This is a genomic window from Kushneria phyllosphaerae (assembly GCF_900312995.1).
Classification (GTDB): domain Bacteria; phylum Pseudomonadota; class Gammaproteobacteria; order Pseudomonadales; family Halomonadaceae; genus Kushneria; species Kushneria phyllosphaerae.
In genome coordinates this window covers 552,087-569,998 of sequence record NZ_ONZI01000001.1, presented here as the reverse complement: position 1 = coordinate 569,998, position 17,912 = coordinate 552,087, and the positions used below count along the sequence as shown (strand labels likewise).

The window sequence follows — 17,912 nt, the reverse complement described above, 5'->3', positions numbered from 1 at the left end:
CTGCAGGAGCGCCTTTTCTGTCATGATCCGTACCACGCCCCCACCCGAGCCCCATCCGCTGGTGCCGTTAAAGGAGCTCGCGCTCCCGGCCTGGCCCGAGCGTGCCGCGGTCAAAATGGCCATGATACGGCTGCGCGCGCTATTGACGCGCAGTGACGATCGCCCCTTCATTGCCGAAGACCGCCTCGATGACAGTACCGGGGGCTTCACTGACATGGCCGCACCGCCGGTTTACACGCCCTTGATGACAGAGCTGGACGAGACGCTGGCCGACTGGGCCACCGACCCCACGCCCGGACGCTGGATCACCCCGGTCGTGCTGCCACCGTGCGATGAGCAGGATCTACTGTCACAGTGGGCACGGCGAGGTCACCATGAGATGCTCGACCCGCCGACACGGGATGCCCTGCTGACCGATACCCCCGAGCAGACACTGGACCTTTCCGGTGATGGCGTGCTCGTTATCCCGCGGCTGGAAGACTGGTTTCTGCGCCATCGCAGCGGCCTGGGCCTGATCCGCGCACTGCTGGAATCGCTGGCCGGTCTTGAGCGTCACTGCGTGATTGGCTGCAGCAGCTGGGCCTGGGCATTTTTATGCAAGGCGGTCGATGCCCATCTGATTTTGCCAGAACCGATGACTTTCAAACCCTTCGATGAACCGCGCCTGCGTCGCTGGCTTGCCGACATTGTCAGACAGCAGGCCGTTGAAGGCACCCGTTTTCGCCTGAGCAGCAATGGCAAGAATATCTTTGCCGTCAACAGGAAGGACAAACCACGCGAGGAATATTTCGAAACGCTGGCCGCCCGCAGTCGCGGGATAGCCTGGGTGGCCTGGCATATCTGGCAGCGCAGTCTTAAAAAGGCCAGCGATGTTGAAGACAATGATCACAGCGACGATGATCAACAGACGCTCTGGGTGGTCGCGCTGGAGGAATTTTCGCTGCCCGGCAGCGATGGCACCCAAGCGCTACTGATCCTGCAGGCGCTGTTGATTCACGACAGCCTCAGCGTCCAGGAACTTGAGTGCGTGCTGCCCGACCCCGGCTCCAGTGGCATGCGCCATGCACTGCACCGCGCCGGCTTTATCGGGAAAAAAAACGGTCGCTACCATTGCCGCCCGGCCGCCTATCCGGCCATTCGCGACGGTCTGGCCACGGCCGGTTTTCCGCTCGATGACTATTGATTTAAAACCGCTGACTCAAAACAGTTGAGCCAGAACCATTGAGTCAAAAGCAGGGCGCCGTGGTTGAGCCACCGCATTGGCTCAAGGGCGGGGTATCCCGCAAGGAGAAACTTTCATGTCACAGCAGGTCTCGGAGTCTCCCGAAGCGGCGCAGATGATTCGCGACATCGGCGACATCCACTTTATCAATATCGCCCTGATCATTCTGGCCACTTGGATGGCCGTCTCGCTGGTCAAGCGCGCCCTGCCCTGGATGGCAGAGCGTGGCCCCAACCGGATGCGGCTCTGGCTACTGGGTGCCGTCCCGATCTTTCGGCTGATGGCCACAGCGTTTGCGGTGGCCTGGATCATACCGCTGGTGTTCAAGGTCACCGTGGAGAACTTTTTGGTGATCGCCGGCGCGGTCAGTGTGGCCGTTGGCTTTGCCTTCAAGGACTACATCAGCAGCCTGATCGCCGGGCTTGTGGCTCAGTTTGAAAGGCCGTGGCGAGCCGGCGACTGGGTGAAGGTCGGCAGTGATTACGGCGAAGTGCGCTCGGTTGGCATGCGTGCCATCACGCTTCGTACCCTGCACGATGACATCATCACGGTGCCCAATCTGAAGCTCTGGGACAGCAACATTGCCAACTCCAACGACGGTGAGCGCACGCTGATGTGCGTGGTCGATTTCTACCTGGCCCCTCACTTTGATGCCCAGCGCATGCGCGCCGCGCTGCGCGATGTGGCGCTGACCAGTGCGTGGCTGTGCTATGACAAGCCGATCATCGTCTTCGTCGAGCAGGCCGAGATCGGCACGCACATCGAGCTGCGCTGCTATCCGTTCGAGATGCGCGACCAGGGTCACTTCATCAGCGACCTGACCGTACGTGGCAAGGAAGCGATCCGGGCACTCGGTGCCAGGGAAGCCACTGCCCCGGCGGCGGCCTGACTCAAAAAAGCCGGCATCGCAATGGCGACGCCGGCTCAAGGCACGATTCAAATGCGAATGACGCTGGCGGCGTCAGGCGCCCACCGAGAGCCGAATCATGTGATAGCTCAGCGGCGCCAGGTTGCCCTTGAGCGCGCCTTCCTCAACGCCTACACCGTCACCCGCGATCGGACGCACCTGATCCGGCTGGCTGGCGGTGTTGATGGCTTTCATCTGCGGATGGTTCAGGCACTGGTGCTCGACCAGGCGGGCATTTTCAAAGCCATGCAGGGCCACGTTCAGATCCAGCGCTTCCTTCTGATGACGATTGACGGCAAAGAGCGTCACGAACCCGCCCTCTTCATCGTGGACGGCCGAAATATCCAGGCACGGCACGTCATCAAGCTCGCGGGTCTGATAGGTGGGGCCATCCACGGCCAGCTGCAGCGCCTTGCCACGGCCGTAGCGCGACGCAAACATCAGCGGATAGAAGATGGTCTGGCGCCAGGCATCGCCGCCGGTCTCGGTCATGATCGGCGCGATCACGTTGACCAGCTGGGCCATACAGGCGATGCGTACCCGATCCGAACGGCGAATGAAGGTGTTGAGCACACAGCCGATCAGTAGCGCATCCTCAACGTTATAGACATCCTCCAGAATCGGCGGCGCAAAGTTCCACTCGGTGCCTTCCAGCACGCGGCGGTCCTGCTGGACGCTGTGATACCAGACGTTCCACTCGTCAAAGCAGATATGGACCTGATGGCGGGTGCGCTTTTTGGCCTTGATGTAGTCGATGACCCCGGCAATCGAGACGATATAGCGGTCGAGCTGCTCGGCGATCGCCAGATAGTCGCCGAGCTGATCCTCGTGGTTGGTGAAGTACATGTGCAGCGAGATGTAGTCGACCGTCTCGTAGCAGTGATCCAGCACGGTGGCTTCCCACTCGGGATAGCTGGCCATGCCCGGATTGGAGGAGCCACAGGCGACCAGCTCCAGCGAGCGGTCGTAGGCCTTGAGCGCCTTGCCGGTTTCGTTGGCCAGATGGCCGTATTCGGCGGCCGTCTTGTGCCCGATCTGCCAGGGGCCGTCCATCTCGTTGCCCAGACACCAGAGCCGCACATTCCAGGGATCCTTGCGACCGTTTTTAATGCGCTCATCACTCCAGGCGCTGCCGCCGGGATGGTTGACGTATTCCAGGAAATTGCGCGCCTCATCAATGCCGCGCGAGCCCAGATTGACCGCCAGCATCATCTCGATGCCGGCCTGCTCGCACCAGTCGGCAAATTCGTGAATGCCGATCTGGTTGGACTCGCGGCTGTGCCAGGCCAGATCCAGGCGCACCGGGCGCTCTTCACGTGGGCCGATGCCGTCTTCCCAGTTGTAGGCCGAGACAAAGTTGCCGCCCGGATAGCGCACCAGCGGCGGCGCCAGCTCACGCACCATTTTCAGGACGTCCTGACGAAAGCCATTGGCATCAGCCTGCGGATGGCCGGGCTCATAGATGCCGCCATAGATGGCGCGGCCCATGTGTTCCAGAAAGGCGCTGTAGAGACGCCCATCGATGATGCTGGTGACAAAGTCGCGGTGCAGGGTCACACGGGTCTGCATGGGATTCTCCCGGTCAGCAGTGAAAGCTCAGAGTTCAGGGTCAGGGTTGGAGTCATGGTCAGGTGGTCGCCGGACGGGCGCCACGGTGGGTATCTCTTGCCGCGGTCTCACCCGGGGTCTCACCCGAGCGGTCCCCGGCACGCGCCTCAAGATCAACGCGAATGCGGTCCATCTCGGCGTCATCCAGCCCGAAGCGCCAGCCGGCCAGCGTCATCAGAACACTCACCACCGCCGGAATCAGGGTAAAGAGCAGCACGATCATGGTCAGCGCCGACTCGCTCTGACCCTCGGCACCGCCTACATAACCGCCCATCGACAGCATGAAGCCGACCAGGCCACCGGCGGCTGCCAGTCCGAGTTTGAGGAAAAAAAGGTTGCCGGCAAAGGAGACCCCGGTATTGCGATAGCCGCTCTGCCATTCGCCGTAGTCTTCGGCATCGGCCATGAAGGCCCAGGCGATGGGGGTGCCGATGCCGTGAAAAATATTGATCAGCAGAACCACAAACGCTGCCAGAAACACCTGATCGGCCGGCACGAAATAGAGCGCCACACAGGCCGCGACCAGCGCAATCGAGCTGAGAATGAACACCCGCAGTTTGGTCGAGTGTCGCGTCAGCAGCGGCGAGATGGCCGTACCCGCCATGCCGCCGAACACCCCGGAGGTGACAAAAATCGAGATACCGGCCGCACCCAGGCCCAGCACCCAGGTGGCGTAGTAAATCGCCGCGCCCTGACGCAGAAAGAACTGAAAGGCCTGAAGGAAGGTAATCGCCAGTACCTGGCGCCACTTGGGGTTGGCCGCCAGCGTTTTCAGATCCGTGATCAGCCCGTGGGAGGTGTTTTCAACCGGCTGAACGCGTTCACGCACGGTGGCAAAACAGAAGCCGAACATGAACAGTGCAATCACGCACATCAGCCCCATGGTGATCTGAAAGCCGCGCGCCTGATCGCCCTCGCCGAACCATTCCACCAGTGGCATCAACGTCGAGTTGAGAATCAGGTAAGCCACGCCGACCAGCACAAAACGCCACGACTGACACGACACCCGCTCGCGGTGGTCACTGGTCACCACGCCACCCAGCGCGCAGTAGGGAATATTGACCGCGGTATACAAAAGCGACATCACCGCATAGGTGACAAAGGCATAGATGATCTTGCCCTGATCCGACCAGTCCGGGGTGGTGAACATCAGCACACAGGCCACGGCCAGCGGTACCGGAATGAACAGAATCCAGGGGCGGAAGCGCCCCCAGCGGCTGCGGGTACGGTCGGCAATCGCGCCCATGATCGGGTCGGTAATGGCATCGACAAAGCGCATCGACAAAAAGATGGTGCCGACCACCGCCGGGGAAATGCCGTAGACGTCGGTGTAGAAATAGGAGAGATACATGACCACGGCGGCAAAGGTCATGTTGTTGCCGGCGTCCCCCATGCCAAAGCCGATCTTTTCGACAATGCTGATGCTGCCCTTTTTCATGTTGTTCTCCTGCGTGAGCGCGGCGCACCTTGACCGCCACAGCGGACAAATTCCCGGGCAGCGGACCGATTGGTTCGATCACTCGAGCATAAGAAGATATGCAAGTGTTTCACTAATAGCGGCCTAACCAACAAGCTATATCCAACTGGTTATGTCCTTTGCCAGGTCATTGAAAAGACGACCAATGTCGTCAATACAGACGCCAATGGAACTGCCAAAGTTGTAGGACTTGAACGTTTATTACGACCAATGGCGCAGATCAGATTGTGCAAAACACGAAAGGAGCCATCAGTGTCGACACTGAGCTGGGAAGAGTTTTCCAAGGTGGAACTGCGCGTGGGGCGCATCACACAGGCCGAAGTGTTTGAAAAGGCACGCCGGCCGGCCTATGTCCTGCAGGTGGATTTCGGCCCCGAGATCGGCGTGCGCAAGTCCAGTGCGCAGATCACCGAGCTGTATGACCCGGCAACGCTGGTGGGCCGGCTGGTGGTGGCGGTGACCAACTTCCCGCCCAAACAGATCGGCCCGATCATGTCGGAGTGCCTGGTCACCGGCTTTCACAACGCCGACGGCGCCGTGGCGCTGTGCGTACCGGATCAGGACGTGCCGCTGGGCACCCGACTGATGTAGGCACGACGGCCATGTCTTCTTCTCTTTTCGCTCCGCATCAGGCGCTGGCCGAGTCTCTGCTGGCCCATCTGCCTGATGACACTGATGGCGCCCACGATCTGGCGCATCTGGTACGGGTGTGGCGCAACGTGCAGCGCATTGCCGCCGTGGAAGGCGGCGACCGCGAACTGCTGCTGGCCGCGACCCTCTTGCATGATGGCGTCCATGTGCCCAAAAACGATCCGCGCCGGGCACAGGCTTCACGGCTGGCCGCCGAGCAGGGCGGCCGTATCCTCACTGCGCTTGGCTGGCAAACCGCCCGCATCGATGCGGTTAGACATGTCATCGAGGCGCACAGCTTCTCGGCGGGCATCGAACCACAAACGCTGGAGGCCAGAGTCCTGCAGGACGCCGACCGGCTCGATGCGCTGGGCGCGCTGGGTGTGGCGCGCTGTTTCTATACGGCCGGGCAGATGGGCAGCGCGCTGTATGACCCGTTCGACCCGCAGGCCACCAACCGAGCACTGGATGATCAGCGTTTCACGCTGGATCACTTCGAGACCAAACTTTTGACGCTCAAGGAGGGATTTCAGACCGCCACCGGCCAACAGCTGGCGACGCAGCGTCATGCACGGCTTCTGGCGTTTCGGGAGGCGCTGCTGGAGGAGATCGGCGAGGCGTCGATCCGGTAACGAAGCTTTCGTATCGGAGGCGGCGTGAGACCTTTGGTGATACGTCCAAGGCCGAATGGACAGCGCCGCTTCTTCACAACAGCATGGTGGAGTACGCCTTCCAAAGGATAGAGCCATGAGCGCCCCCTTTATTACCGACAATCTGTTACTGCGCTGCCGGCGCGAGCAGCGTGTTCAGCAAGAGCGTAATCGTCAGAGCTTTGACCCGGCCGCCATCAACGACCGAAAGGAACTCTCCCTGCTGGTCGAGCAGGCACTCGCCGATGGCGAGGACTACTCGAGCATCGTTGCACGACATCGTGACATCGAGCTTACCGAGGCCGAGCTGATCGATCTGATCGGTCCGGAGCAGGCGCTGCGCGATCGTCTCGAAAGGTTCGGTCAGCTACACTGAACCCCGTCCCCTGTGTCGAAGGCCCTGCCGGTGCACTGCGCCGGCGGGGCCTTTTCGCGTGAGCCAGTGTCACCCTGTGCCACACCCGAGCAGGGCCTGTTTAATCACCGCAAGGAGTCCACGACATGTCACTGAACGATGCCCTTCACTGGCGGTACGCCGCCAAGCGCCTGAATGGTGAGCAGGTGCCCGAGGAGACGCTCGAACGGATCATGGAAGCCGCCCGGCTGGCGCCTTCCTCCTTCGGTCTGCATCCCTGGTCGCTGGTGCATGTCAGAAGCCAGGATCTGCGCGCACGCCTGCATGAAGACGCTGCCCCGCAGCCGCAGGTGATCGAGGGCTCCGATCTGCTGGTCTTCGCCGTCCATGATCGCGACTTCAAGGCGCAGGTCGATGAGCACGTGGCTCATATGGCCCACACCCGGGGCGTCGAGGAAAGCTCGCTCGACGGCTTTCGCGACATGGTCAAGGGCGTGATGGATCAAAAGGGCAGCCACGAGGCGTGTCTTGAATGGGCAGCACGCCAGGCCTATATCGGCATGGGCGTGGCGCTGAGTGCCGCCGCGCTCGAGAAGGTTGACGCCTCGCCGATGGAAGGCTTTTATCCGGACAGGCTGGATAAGGCACTCGGCCTGCGTGAAAAGGGGCTTAAAAGCGTGGTCATCATGGCACTGGGCTATCGTGACACCGAGCGTGACCCGGGCGCCGGACGCGCGAAGGTGCGCCGCGACCGGGAAGATTTCATCTACACCATCGAATGATGGCCGGGGCCGTCAACAGTGGGCACGAGGCCTGAGTGTCTAGAAGCCTCGTGGTGGTTGATTGCTGGCGGAGGTAAATTCTTTTCGAACGTTTGATTGACCCTGCCCCCGTTAGCATGCCACGATGATCTCAGTTGGTTAGCAAGTCGAATATAGTCAGTTGCACTCGAAGTCCTTCGGTAGCCTGGTTTTATCCCCCTTGTTTTACCTGCTTTATCTGGGGCAACACCCGGTCACTTTTTATAGCGCTTTATGCGCAAGGAAATTCGAATATGTCTACTGGCACAGTCAAGTGGTTCAACGACGCTAAAGGTTTCGGCTTTATCTCTCCTTCTGACGGCGGTGACGATCTTTTCGTACACTTCTCCGAAATCAAGGCTGAAGGCTTCAAGTCACTGCAGGAAGGCCAGCAGGTCTCCTTCGAAGTGACTCAGGGCAAGAAAGGCCTTCAGGCTGCGAACGTCCAGGCAGACTAACCTTCGGGTTAAACTGCCTTCGAGCCGAGAGGCTCTGAACAACAAGGCCCGCGAAAGCGGGCCTTGTTGTTTTTGTATTTAGGGTTATTATCGGTACATCCACCGCTTATGCAGCGTACAGGTATTGTCATTATCCGATCAATACACCCTGAAAGGCCCCGCCATATGCGGGGCCTTTTGATATCCAGCTTTCCGCTGGCCTGCTACCTCTTGTATCAGGCGCTTGCCGTTTCCCGCACACGAAAGGTTGCCACAAGCTTTTGTAATTGACCGGCCTGCTCTTCCAGCATGCCGGCCGCGGCGGTTGACTCCTCGACCATGGCCGCATTTTGCTGGGTCACCAGATCCATCTGGGCAATGGCGGTATTGACCTGATCCACGCCACCATCCTGCTCGCGCGAGGCGGTCGCGATATCGTTCATCAACGTGGCAAGCTGCTCGATGGCGCCGCGGGTCTGCTCAATGCTGCTGCCACTTCGCTCTGCCTGCACCACCCCGGAAGTAATCCGCTGACTCATGGTTTCCAGCAGCTGGCGAATTTCACCGGCCGAGGTGGCACTGCGATTGGCCAGCGCTCTGACTTCCGAAGCCACTACGGCGAACCCTCGTCCCTGTTCGCCGGCGCGAGCCGCTTCCACCGATGCATTAAGGGCCAGAATATTGGTTTGAAATGAGATCGAATCGATGGTGCCCAGAATGTCGTTGACGCGCTGGGACTGCGTGGCAATCTCTTTCATCAGTGACAGGCTCTGCACTACGTCACTGCTACTGCTGCGGGCACTGCCGGTAGCCTCAGCGGTCAGTGTATTGACGCGCTGGGTCGCTTCGGTGTTGTGTTTCACCGTCGAAGAGATTTCCTCCATGCTGGCCGCGGTTTCTTCCAGTGAGGCAGCCTGCTGCTCGGTGCGGGCGGCCAGATCATGGCTGGCGTGCGAGAGTTCGCTGGCGCCGGCATGAACGCTCTGGCAGGTCTCGCGAATGGAGGTCACCAGATTCATGAGCGAGGTGTTCATCTTCTTCATCGCCATCAGCAGCTGCGCGGTTTCATCACGACCGGTGACGATGATCTCCTGGGTCAGATCGCCCTGAGCGACCTGCTCGGCCACGTACACCGCGCGATTCAAAGGGCGTGTAATGCTACGGGTAATGACAAATGCCAGTGCAATGGCTGCCAGTATGGCAAGGCCTGCAAACGTCAGCAGGCTGGCCATGGTCTGGACATGGGCAGCAGCAATGGTGTCATCAGCACTGTCCAGACGAGCGGCCGCGACGGTATTGATCTGGTCGGCCAGCAATTCAAGCTGGTAGACCTGCTCCTTATAAGTGCCAAAGGCAGCATTGGCCTGTTCTGGTTCGGTCAGCTCACCTTCAAGAATGCGCTGGTGAATGGCCTGAAATCCCGCGGCATAAGCCTCCAGTGCCGTGCCGGCCTGCACGTAGAGCTGGCGCAGCTCATCGCTCGGGGCGAGCTGCTGGCCTTCTGTCAGAGTCTGCGACAGCGACTGGCGCGACGCTTCCCACTTGTCATGGTAGTCGGCCACCTTTTCAGGTGTAGCGATATTGATAAAACTATCTTTTTCAAAACGACGCTCCTGCAGGGCAAGACGCTGCACGTTCAGGGCATTCTGCGCCAGCAGGGCATCCGTATTGATTGCCCTGTCAGCGGTGTCCTTCATGTTGCCAAGCCCTAGCAGCCCGACCACAGCGCTGGCAATCAAAAGCAGTGTGAGAACACCAAAGGCCAGCCCCAGGCGTGTGCCGATATTCAAGCGAGTCAACATGATCATGTCTCTCATGGAGTGAGTGACTGGTTATATCGACGGTAGGTCCTACTTACTTTATGATAGCTAGCAACAATAACTTATTTAGCATCTATAGTTTTAAGAAATAACAGCGCTTGTTTCCTGACCATCCGGCGGCAGGCAACGACTGTACACGTTGCACTAAACCGGTTTATATCAAAACTCCCTGATACTGACCGGCTGTCCAACATGTCCATCGAGATTGTTCCTCTCCACGAGCATCCAGCATTCATCGATGCTTGTAGCGCCTGGGCCTACGGCCAGTGGGGTGTACATAGCCCGCGTACGCTGGAAGATACCCGCCTGCTGTTTGCCAGCGCCGCCCACGGCAGCGGCCTGCCGTTGACCTGGGTGGCGCAGCACGGCGATTACCCGGTGGGCATGGCAAGCCTTGCCGATAATGACTGCTCGAAACGCCCGGACCTGCGCCCCTGGCTGGCCGCCGTGTTCGTACACCCCGACTATCGCGGCCGAGGGCTGGCATCGCGTTTGATCAAGACGGTCGAGGCGGCGGCCTGCGCGCGCGGAGAAGACCGGCTATACCTGATCACCACCCACCAGCAGACGCTTTATGAGCGCCACGGCTGGCGTAGGGCAGGCACGGTCGACTACCCCAACCGCCCCTGCATTCTGATGGAGAAGCACTTCGCCCCTGCTGACGTGCAGCCATGAACCGGCAGGCCGGCGTCAGCTTGATGCCGACCGTTCCGGCAGACGGACATTGATGTGCAGACGATGCAATCCCCTGGTGAGCCGCGCCTCGATAAAGGCGACTTCCAGCGGGGCGGTGAAATGGTCCGCCATGTGCTGGATCACCCGGTCGGTGTGGGCCTGAATGACCCGATGGTCATCGTCTTTTGCGAAGTTGGACATTGTCTTGAAGGCCTTCAACAGTGACAGGCAGATGCTCAGGTCCTGGCCGCCGTAGTGGAGGATGGGATCAAAGACGCGGAACATCAGGCTTTCGAAGCTTTCCTCATGCCAGGAAATCAGACAGCGCCCGTCGTCATCCACCAGCATGTTGGGCGGCGTCAGCGTCAGTCGCTGGGAAAGCAGCTCGGTCATCTGATGAATACACAGCCGCGCCGTACCCGGATCATTGATCCCCGGTGACAGCGCCTTGATGGCCACTTCCATCAGCTGCGTCAGCCCGTTGACGTAGTGATCCCGCGTGGACTCCCCCTCGACATATTCCAGGCAGGCCAGAATACGGTCCACCAGCACATCCCCCGGCGCTGCGTCCGCCTCGATGTCTAGAATCGGAAATTTCTTGACCACGAAATCGCCAAAAGTGAACCCGAGATGGATGGCAATCTCATGATGGCGTGCAATTCTGGCCAGTGCGCTGAAATTCACGCCCTGGATATAGCCGCTGTCGCGGGAGTAGACGGGATAACCGGTAACGGGCTGGCACCCGTCGGGGCGATGACGATACTCGTCGCTTGCCTGTTTTTTCCTGAGCTTGTCCAGCGACAGCTGGGTCGAGACGAGCAGCCCCTGGGTAATCGCATTGATTTGGACGGACTGGGAGGTGCCATGAATGAAAAAGACGAACATGGCCAGGCTATTGATCACCATGGCCGCCCCCAGATAGACCGCCAGCGAGCGCCAGGTATCCGGCGTATCCCCGATGGTCGGCACCAGCAGCAGAATCAGCAGATACAAAATGGTGCCAAGATAGTGCCCCAGCACCTGCTGGTGGCGCTTCTCGGTCATGATGCCAAACACCAGCTTGTTGGAGAAATTGCTGCCGGCCTGGGTCAGCACGGACATGACCGTGGAGAAGCTGAACACCAGAAGTGAGATCATGCCTGCCATCAGCGTGCTCAAAAGCGTTCGGGCCGTGTCGGGCTGGTCAAAATCCAGAAAATCCAGAACCCCCGGCAGGGTGTTGATCTCCAGCGTGACAGCGGCCAGCCCCAGCACGACATAGATCGTGATGATGATGCTGGTCAGGTAGGCGATACTGTTGCGAAAGCCGTTGATAAAATCGAGTACCCGTGACGTGCTCATGGGGAGATGACCGCTCCTTTGATGAAAATGTGCCGGTCACCGCACGACACGTTTGATCTGCCGCGCAGCGTAGCAGAGCCCAACCGCCACGCTTTAGGCAAAAAAGACCCGAACACTCGCTGTTTTTTGATACCACGCTCAATCATTTTCAACCCTGTGAAACGCCATGCCATTACGAACATCGACCCGAATCAATAAATACATCAGCGAAAGCGGCCTGTGCTCGCGCCGCGAGGCAGACCGCTTTGTTGAACAGGGCAAGGTCTGGCTCAACGGCCGACGCGCCAGCACCGGGGATCAGGTGGTCGCGGGGGATCGGGTCACGGTCAACGGCCAGGAGATCGAACCCCGGGAAGAAGACGACCTGATCCTGATTGCACTCAACAAGCCCGTCGGGATCGTCAGCACCACCGAGTCGAGCGAGAAGGCCAACATTGTCGAGTTCGTTAAACACGGCGCGCGCATCTTCCCCATCGGCCGGCTGGACAAGGACTCTCAGGGACTGATCTTTCTGACCAACAACGGCGACCTGGTCAATCGCATCCTGCGCGCCGACAACAACCACGAGAAGGAGTACCAGGTGACGGTCGACAAGCCGATCACCGAGGACTTCATTCAAGGCATGCAAAATGGCGTGCCGATTCTGGGACAGATGACCCGCCGCTGTCAGGTCGAGAAGGTCTCCACGTTCGTCTTCACCATCACACTGGTGCAGGGGCTCAACCGCCAGATCCGTCGCATGTGCGAGGTTTTCGGTTATGAGGTCACCCAGCTGATCCGCACCCGGATCATGAACGTCTCGCTCAAGGGACTGGCCATCGGCGACTGGCGCGACCTGACGACCAAAGAAATCGACACCATCATCGAACTGACCGAAGGCTCCAAAGCCGAGCCGACGGCCTCAAAGCCCAAATCCTCACCACGGGCCAAAAGCGCTCAGCAAAGGCCCGGAGAGAAACAAAAGCCCGACCCATTGGGCATTGGCAAGCCGGCGCTGGATAAAATGTATTCAAAGGGCAAGAGCAAACCCGCCCCGACCGGCAAGCCCCAGCCCACCGGTGGCAGCCAAAAGGCCGGCAGCAGCGGCAAGCCGGGCGGTAAAGCGGGAGCGCAATGCAAACCGGGCGGCAAACCCGCAGCGCAGTGCAGAATGAATGGCAAACCAGGCGGTAAGCCAACGCCCCAGGGCAAATCAAACGGCAAGGGCAAGACCGGTGCCAGCAAGCCTTCGCCCCGCGGTCAGGGCGGCCGACCCGGCAAAAAGCGCTAAACGCTATACAACCTGACATCGACCGCCCACACTTTGCGTTTTCCCTGCAGGACCATCTTCATGCCGCATTTATTTACCGATCGCCCCCGAAGTGCCCGCCCGGGCCGGGGCAAGAGCGATCTCAAAAAGGACTACCGCTGGGAAGGCATCAACGCGGTGCTCTACGAGCTGGGCGGTGTGATGTTTATCGTCGGCAGCGTGATGTTCTACCCTCGCCTTGAACACATCCGTGATATCGGCGCCTGGCTGTTCTTCGTCGGTTCTCTGGTCTATCTGGTCGTTCAGGCCCATGACGTCATCGAAGTGCGCCGTTTCTGGCACAGCAGCAAAAAGGTCTCGCCCTCGCAGCTTCTGGAGCTCATCTCGCTGGCCGTCTACATCATCGGCACGGTGCTTTACGCCGTGGGCAGCCTGTTCTTTCTCTCCTGGTGGCACTGGATCGAGATCGGCGCGTGGATGTTCATCATCGGCTCGGTGCTCTTTCTGATCGGCGCCTGTCTCAACGTCATGATGGTGATTCGCGCCTCTGCCCTTCTTACCCTGCAGCTGATGAACCTGACCGCCGTTACCTTCGTGGTGGGTTCGGTGCTGTTCGTGGTCGCCTCCATCCCCTATCTCTGGGGCTTTGACAGCGTGGCGGACCATGACCAGCTGCATAACCTGCTGGCCTCGCTCTTTCTGGTCGGCAGCGCCTTTTTCATGATTGGCGGACTGTTCAACCATCAGCGCGCGCGCATTGTCATTCGCCACCGCTTTGATGCTACCGCCGAGGACAGCGAAGCCGACGAGCGCCTGCTCGCCTTCATGCGCGGTGAGCTCAACGACCCCGAGCACAACCTGGATGACAGCTACGACTACGAAGACAGCTCCACGGTAAAGCCCGCAGAGCCTGCCTGAGCGAAGGGCAGCCTGCTCCAGGGCTCCATCAAAAACCCCGACCAGCGAGCGCTGATCGGGGTTTTGTCTTTTAAAGCTCAGGCAGTAACAGGAAGGCGAAAAGGCGCTACTGGCCACCATCGATCCGCCGCTGGGTTTCACCGTCGACCAGGGTGCGCAGCATGGTCAATACCGGCTCGGCATCGGTCTGTTCACGCCCGTAGGTGAGATTGAACGTGTAATCGAAGTCAGCCGGGTTATCGCCCTGACTGTGCTGAAGAATGGTCTCGAGCTTATCCAGGCCCTTCACCAGCCGCGCCTCGCGCGAGGTGCCCTGTTCGTAGTCTTCCCACAGAGCGAGAAACTCAAGCTTCAATGCCTCATCCAGCGGCGCCATGACCGTGAGCAGGTCCAGCCGCTCCTGAGTGTTCTTGTCGGCGTTTTGCGCAATCGCCGGCTGATCCCCGTGGATCGCCTCACCCAGGTCATGCAGCACGCAAAGCTTCAACACCCGCGTCATGTCCAAAGGCGCCAGCTCGCGCTCGAACGTCATCGCCATCAGACACAGCCGCCACGTATGCGCCGCCGTATCCTCCTGCCGCCCGGTGGTGGTATAGGCCGTGCGCAGCACGCTCTTGAGCCGCTCGGCTTCCTTTAAAAACGCCAGTCCGTTGCCGAGTCGTTCGATGTCCATGAGATTCCGGCATTATGTAAAATGAACTTATGACAAGGAATGGTTCAAAACATCTATAAAAAATAAATTATCAATCAGACTTGATATGAACCCACTAAGTTAAGGTAATGAAAACTTGCACATTATTAACTTCCCTTCACAACTCTAACCATTAACTCTTTTCCAAACTTCATTTCCAACTTTGAAATAGCTCCTGGTTCTATATGCTCAAAAAAAGCTATCAAACCTCTAAGCCTCGGAACACTAGAAGGTTTTAACTCCCCTTTTTTGTATTTATAAACTTGACTTCTTATGAATCTTTTCCTCTTTCTACCGATAGAAATTTTATTATCAGATGTAACTGTAATTCCTGTCACTTTGATATTATTTTTTTTAGATAGCGAAAGAGTTTTACTCTCGTTTAGCTTTAATCTAGGGTAGGCCATGCTCTCAAGAATGCTTTTTACTTTTTCTTTTATTGAATAGCAAGCCTCTTGTTCTTTAGTTGAAAAAGTTAAGTCATCTGCATAGCGTGTATATGCTATTTTTCGCTCCAGACACCAAAAGCTTATTTCCTCATCGAAAGCATAAAGTATTGCGTTGGATACAGCTGGTGAGCTAGGAGCACCAACACTCAAACAAAGCTTTCCTTCATCTTTTATACATAAAATTCTTGCTAAATCTCGAACATCGTCATCATCAAGCTTTATTTTCTTATCATGCAAAAAATTTTGTATATCCTCAGACTTTATAGAACCAAAAAAGTTCTCAAAATCAAGCTTCAAAAAATATTTGTTATTTGAATGTACTAAAGCATTATCTTTTATGCTCACTTTAGCTCGGTAAGCCATAGCGCAATCATGTATATCAAGATGTGAAAACACCTTTTCAATTACCCAGCGCTGAAGCTTTTTAGTTTCTTTAGCAGGTTGATTTATTTTTCTAAAACCACCATCTTTTTTAGCTATAAAAAAGGATTTATAGGCAACAGGAGCTCTAGCTATAAATAAAGACAGATCTTTTTCAGGTATAAATAGCGAAGACGATATAAGCTGCCTTAATTTACTCTCGCTCATAAATGACCTCTAAAAAATATTACATCAAAAAAGTTCTTCAGATACTTCATTCAAACCTTTAATTGATTTCAACCTTTTGGAGTGAGCAGATTCGCTACTGTTACGATAGAAATCGATAATTTCGGATCTCAATCTAGCAAAGTCTCCATCGTTTCCCTCTTTATGATGAAATTTTATTCGGTAAAAATCTTTTTCTGATGAAAGTATATAAAATACATAGCTACCTAATCCCTTGTTCTCTAAAACACCAAACTCTATTAGTACCCTAAGACCCTTTTCAATAAAGTTTCCATCAACTTCTATCTCGGGAAATTCTAAGAATGAGATCTTTGCGAAATCCAGTATTTCTTTTATCGTAAGCGCTCTAAATATCTTTATTAATTCAAGTATAAATATCAGATAATGAAATTTGTTTTTTACATCAAATTTTTCATTCTTATTAAGCCCCTTTAAATACTCACTCACATCACCTATGACAAAATTCATCGTTTCTTCGGTTACTACACCGCAGTCTGAAACTCGAGGGTACAAACAAACTGAATGTTCATTTCTTTTTCTTAGATATGATAAAGCACCTAGATTAATAAAAGAATCGGCAAATTCAAATTCATCATTATTAATAACCAGAACTCGACCATGGAACTCATTTAATTGAGAAAACATACCCAGCTCAACTAAAGAGCCTGAACTTTCTAGGAAAATTAAAACGATGGAGCAAGCATAAGCTAGCATGACCTCCATTTCGACCAAATCATTAAATAAATCGTGATCTTGCCAGCTTTTCATCTCCTCAGGCATAAACATATTGAAAGGGCTTTTACAATTCTGAAGATAGACTTTATAAAATGCTTCTCTTAGTGAAGCGAATTTTTCTTTTTCTATGTTTTGGATGTTTACACCTGTTAGAGATCCATTTTTTTTAGGCACCTGTCCACCACACACGAGAACCATATGCTTTTTTGGGAAAGCAACCTTGGATTTTGAAAAATCTATATTTTCTAAATACTCGGCATAAAAATCGATTAAACTTTCTGGCTTTTTTTCGTCAGCAGACCCCATAAATATGTTCCTAAAACAAAAAAATTGCCTTGCCTTATTTTGATAAGGTCAAGGCAAAATAAGGCCTACAATAGATCAGCTTCAACTATATATGGATAGCATATGCTTTTTACCACGAAGCAGCCGCATAGAAATGCTGCGGGTTCGAGTGGAGCGAAGCGGAGCGAAAACCCGCAGCATTTCTATGCGGAATAAATCTCTCCAATCGCTTTTGAGCCTGGCTATACACCCGGCTATAGCTAAAAAATTGCTAATGAACGCGTAAAAAGCTTATATAGGCTATTCAAGCATCAACTTAAAGTCAATGCGCGCTATCCACTTCTAACGTTGCGTTTAAAATATTCAAAAAAATCAATACTTAAAACACATACATTGCAATATGAGTTTTTATATGACGGCTATCAATATGAGGTAGGAAGTGGCGCGCTTGTTGGGATTCGAACCCAAGACCCCCGCCTTCGGAGGGCGGTACTCTATCCAGCTGAGCTACAAGCGCGCAGGTGTCTTTGCAGGAAAGACAGCGCGCTATCCTACCGCTCGCGCCTGTCACTGTCCACTCTCGGGCGGGGCCGAATGCCTTTCCCGACACCACACCATGCAAGCGCCGCGTGCTCTTTTATACTGACCCTCACATCATAACAATCACCTGACCTGACCACGCTTGAGGACAAGACCATGCGCACCCACTTTATGCCTCTGATGACGGCCACCGCCCTGATGGTCGGCTTTTACGCTACGACCGCTGCCGCCCATGCCGACGATATCAACGGCCAGCGCATCTATGACAGCAACTGCACCGGCTGCCACGATGGCGGTCGCGGCCCGCAGCGGGGCTCAAACGGCTGGAAGGTACGACTGAAAACCGGAGATCAGAACCTGTATAACCATGCCATTGAGGGCATCGGCAGTATGCCGGCGCGCGGCGGCAACGAGGCACTCTCCGATGAGGAGGTGGAAGCGGCTGTCGATTATCTGGTCGCTCCCTCCAAGGATAAGTAACGTTTATCCTGATGCACCAGATCACCCTGTCTTTTCT

The 17,912-nt window shown here is 56.1% G+C and carries 18 protein-coding genes and 1 tRNA gene; 11 read left to right on the top strand and 8 right to left on the bottom strand.

All coding sequences use genetic code 11. The features are described from left to right. Positions 1-22: 22 nt before the first annotated feature. Positions 23-1,183: a hypothetical protein gene (locus tag KSP9073_RS02495; RefSeq protein ID WP_108841365.1), complete on the top strand. Its 1,161-nt coding sequence runs from the start codon at positions 23-25 to the stop codon at positions 1,181-1,183. A 115-nt stretch (positions 1,184-1,298) separates the two neighbouring features. After that, a complete protein-coding gene (locus KSP9073_RS02490; protein ID WP_108841364.1) occupies positions 1,299-2,111 on the top strand; it encodes a mechanosensitive ion channel family protein in 813 nt (270 codons plus the stop codon). A 72-nt stretch (positions 2,112-2,183) separates the two neighbouring features. Here KSP9073_RS02490 and arfA read toward each other — a convergent pair whose 3' ends face one another. Beyond that, positions 2,184-3,698 (bottom strand): arabinosylfuranosidase ArfA, encoded by a 1,515-nt coding sequence (gene arfA / locus KSP9073_RS02485; protein ID WP_108841363.1) that lies wholly within the window; start codon positions 3,696-3,698, stop codon positions 2,184-2,186. Between the two features lie 58 nt (positions 3,699-3,756). After that, a complete protein-coding gene (locus tag KSP9073_RS02480; RefSeq protein ID WP_108841362.1) occupies positions 3,757-5,175 on the bottom strand; it encodes a glycoside-pentoside-hexuronide (GPH):cation symporter in 1,419 nt (472 codons plus the stop codon). A 291-nt stretch (positions 5,176-5,466) separates the two neighbouring features. Between KSP9073_RS02480 and KSP9073_RS02475 the strand changes: the two genes are divergently transcribed. The 5 genes from KSP9073_RS02475 (at position 5,467) to KSP9073_RS02455 (ending at position 8,107) form a co-directional block, all read left to right on the top strand. Next, positions 5,467-5,805, top strand: coding sequence for a tRNA-binding protein (locus KSP9073_RS02475; protein WP_243409080.1), 339 nt, complete (start codon positions 5,467-5,469; stop codon positions 5,803-5,805). A gap of 11 nt (positions 5,806-5,816) precedes the next feature. After that, positions 5,817-6,476, top strand: coding sequence for an HD domain-containing protein (locus KSP9073_RS02470; RefSeq protein ID WP_108841360.1), 660 nt, complete (start codon positions 5,817-5,819; stop codon positions 6,474-6,476). Between the two features lie 115 nt (positions 6,477-6,591). Then, the gene (locus KSP9073_RS02465; RefSeq protein ID WP_108841359.1) at positions 6,592-6,870 is read left to right on the top strand and encodes a hypothetical protein; all 279 of its coding nucleotides are present in this window, start codon (positions 6,592-6,594) and stop codon (positions 6,868-6,870) included. A 125-nt stretch (positions 6,871-6,995) separates the two neighbouring features. Next, positions 6,996-7,631 carry an NAD(P)H-dependent oxidoreductase gene (locus KSP9073_RS02460; protein ID WP_108841358.1) on the top strand — a complete coding sequence of 212 codons (636 nt, stop codon included), beginning with the start codon at positions 6,996-6,998 and terminating at the stop codon, positions 7,629-7,631. 272 nt (positions 7,632-7,903) lie between these two features. After that, positions 7,904-8,107 (top strand): cold-shock protein, encoded by a 204-nt coding sequence (locus KSP9073_RS02455; protein WP_086621314.1) that lies wholly within the window; start codon positions 7,904-7,906, stop codon positions 8,105-8,107. A 215-nt stretch (positions 8,108-8,322) separates the two neighbouring features. On the opposite strand, the gene KSP9073_RS02450 is transcribed toward KSP9073_RS02455, so the two are convergent. Continuing rightward, positions 8,323-9,888, bottom strand: coding sequence for a methyl-accepting chemotaxis protein (locus KSP9073_RS02450; protein WP_108842001.1), 1,566 nt, complete (start codon positions 9,886-9,888; stop codon positions 8,323-8,325). 210 nt (positions 9,889-10,098) lie between these two features. On the opposite strand from KSP9073_RS02450, the gene KSP9073_RS02445 reads away from it, so the two are divergent. Further along, entirely contained in the window at positions 10,099-10,581 is a 483-nt protein-coding gene (locus KSP9073_RS02445; RefSeq protein WP_108841357.1) for a GNAT family N-acetyltransferase, read from the top strand. Positions 10,582-10,596: 15 nt separating this feature from the next. On the opposite strand, the gene KSP9073_RS02440 is transcribed toward KSP9073_RS02445, so the two are convergent. Next, a complete protein-coding gene (locus KSP9073_RS02440) occupies positions 10,597-11,922 on the bottom strand; it encodes a DUF2254 domain-containing protein (RefSeq protein WP_108841356.1) in 1,326 nt (441 codons plus the stop codon). A gap of 166 nt (positions 11,923-12,088) precedes the next feature. Here KSP9073_RS02440 and rluF point away from each other — a divergent pair, with 166 nt between their 5' ends. Together rluF and KSP9073_RS02430 are read left to right on the top strand one after the other, a co-directional pair. Next, the gene (gene rluF, locus KSP9073_RS02435) at positions 12,089-13,192 is read left to right on the top strand and encodes a 23S rRNA pseudouridine(2604) synthase RluF (RefSeq protein ID WP_108841355.1); all 1,104 of its coding nucleotides are present in this window, start codon (positions 12,089-12,091) and stop codon (positions 13,190-13,192) included. A 60-nt stretch (positions 13,193-13,252) separates the two neighbouring features. Further along, on the top strand, positions 13,253-14,089 hold the full coding sequence (locus tag KSP9073_RS02430; protein WP_108841354.1) for a YrhK family protein: 837 nt from the start codon (positions 13,253-13,255) through the stop codon (positions 14,087-14,089). A 106-nt stretch (positions 14,090-14,195) separates the two neighbouring features. On the opposite strand, the gene KSP9073_RS02425 is transcribed toward KSP9073_RS02430, so the two are convergent. From KSP9073_RS02425 to KSP9073_RS02410, 4 genes are all read right to left on the bottom strand, one after another. Continuing rightward, the gene (locus KSP9073_RS02425) at positions 14,196-14,762 is read right to left on the bottom strand and encodes an HD domain-containing protein (RefSeq protein WP_108841353.1); all 567 of its coding nucleotides are present in this window, start codon (positions 14,760-14,762) and stop codon (positions 14,196-14,198) included. Between the two features lie 125 nt (positions 14,763-14,887). Further along, entirely contained in the window at positions 14,888-15,817 is a 930-nt protein-coding gene (locus KSP9073_RS02420; protein ID WP_108841352.1) for a retron St85 family RNA-directed DNA polymerase, read from the bottom strand. A 24-nt stretch (positions 15,818-15,841) separates the two neighbouring features. Continuing rightward, the gene (locus tag KSP9073_RS02415) at positions 15,842-16,876 is read right to left on the bottom strand and encodes a retron St85 family effector protein (RefSeq protein ID WP_108841351.1); all 1,035 of its coding nucleotides are present in this window, start codon (positions 16,874-16,876) and stop codon (positions 15,842-15,844) included. A 419-nt stretch (positions 16,877-17,295) separates the two neighbouring features. Continuing rightward, positions 17,296-17,372: transfer RNA gene (locus KSP9073_RS02410), tRNA-Arg, on the bottom strand. Between the two features lie 179 nt (positions 17,373-17,551). On the opposite strand from KSP9073_RS02410, the gene KSP9073_RS02405 reads away from it, so the two are divergent. Beyond that, positions 17,552-17,875 carry a c-type cytochrome gene (locus KSP9073_RS02405; protein ID WP_108841350.1) on the top strand — a complete coding sequence of 108 codons (324 nt, stop codon included), beginning with the start codon at positions 17,552-17,554 and terminating at the stop codon, positions 17,873-17,875. The last annotated feature ends 37 nt before the right edge of the window (positions 17,876-17,912 follow it).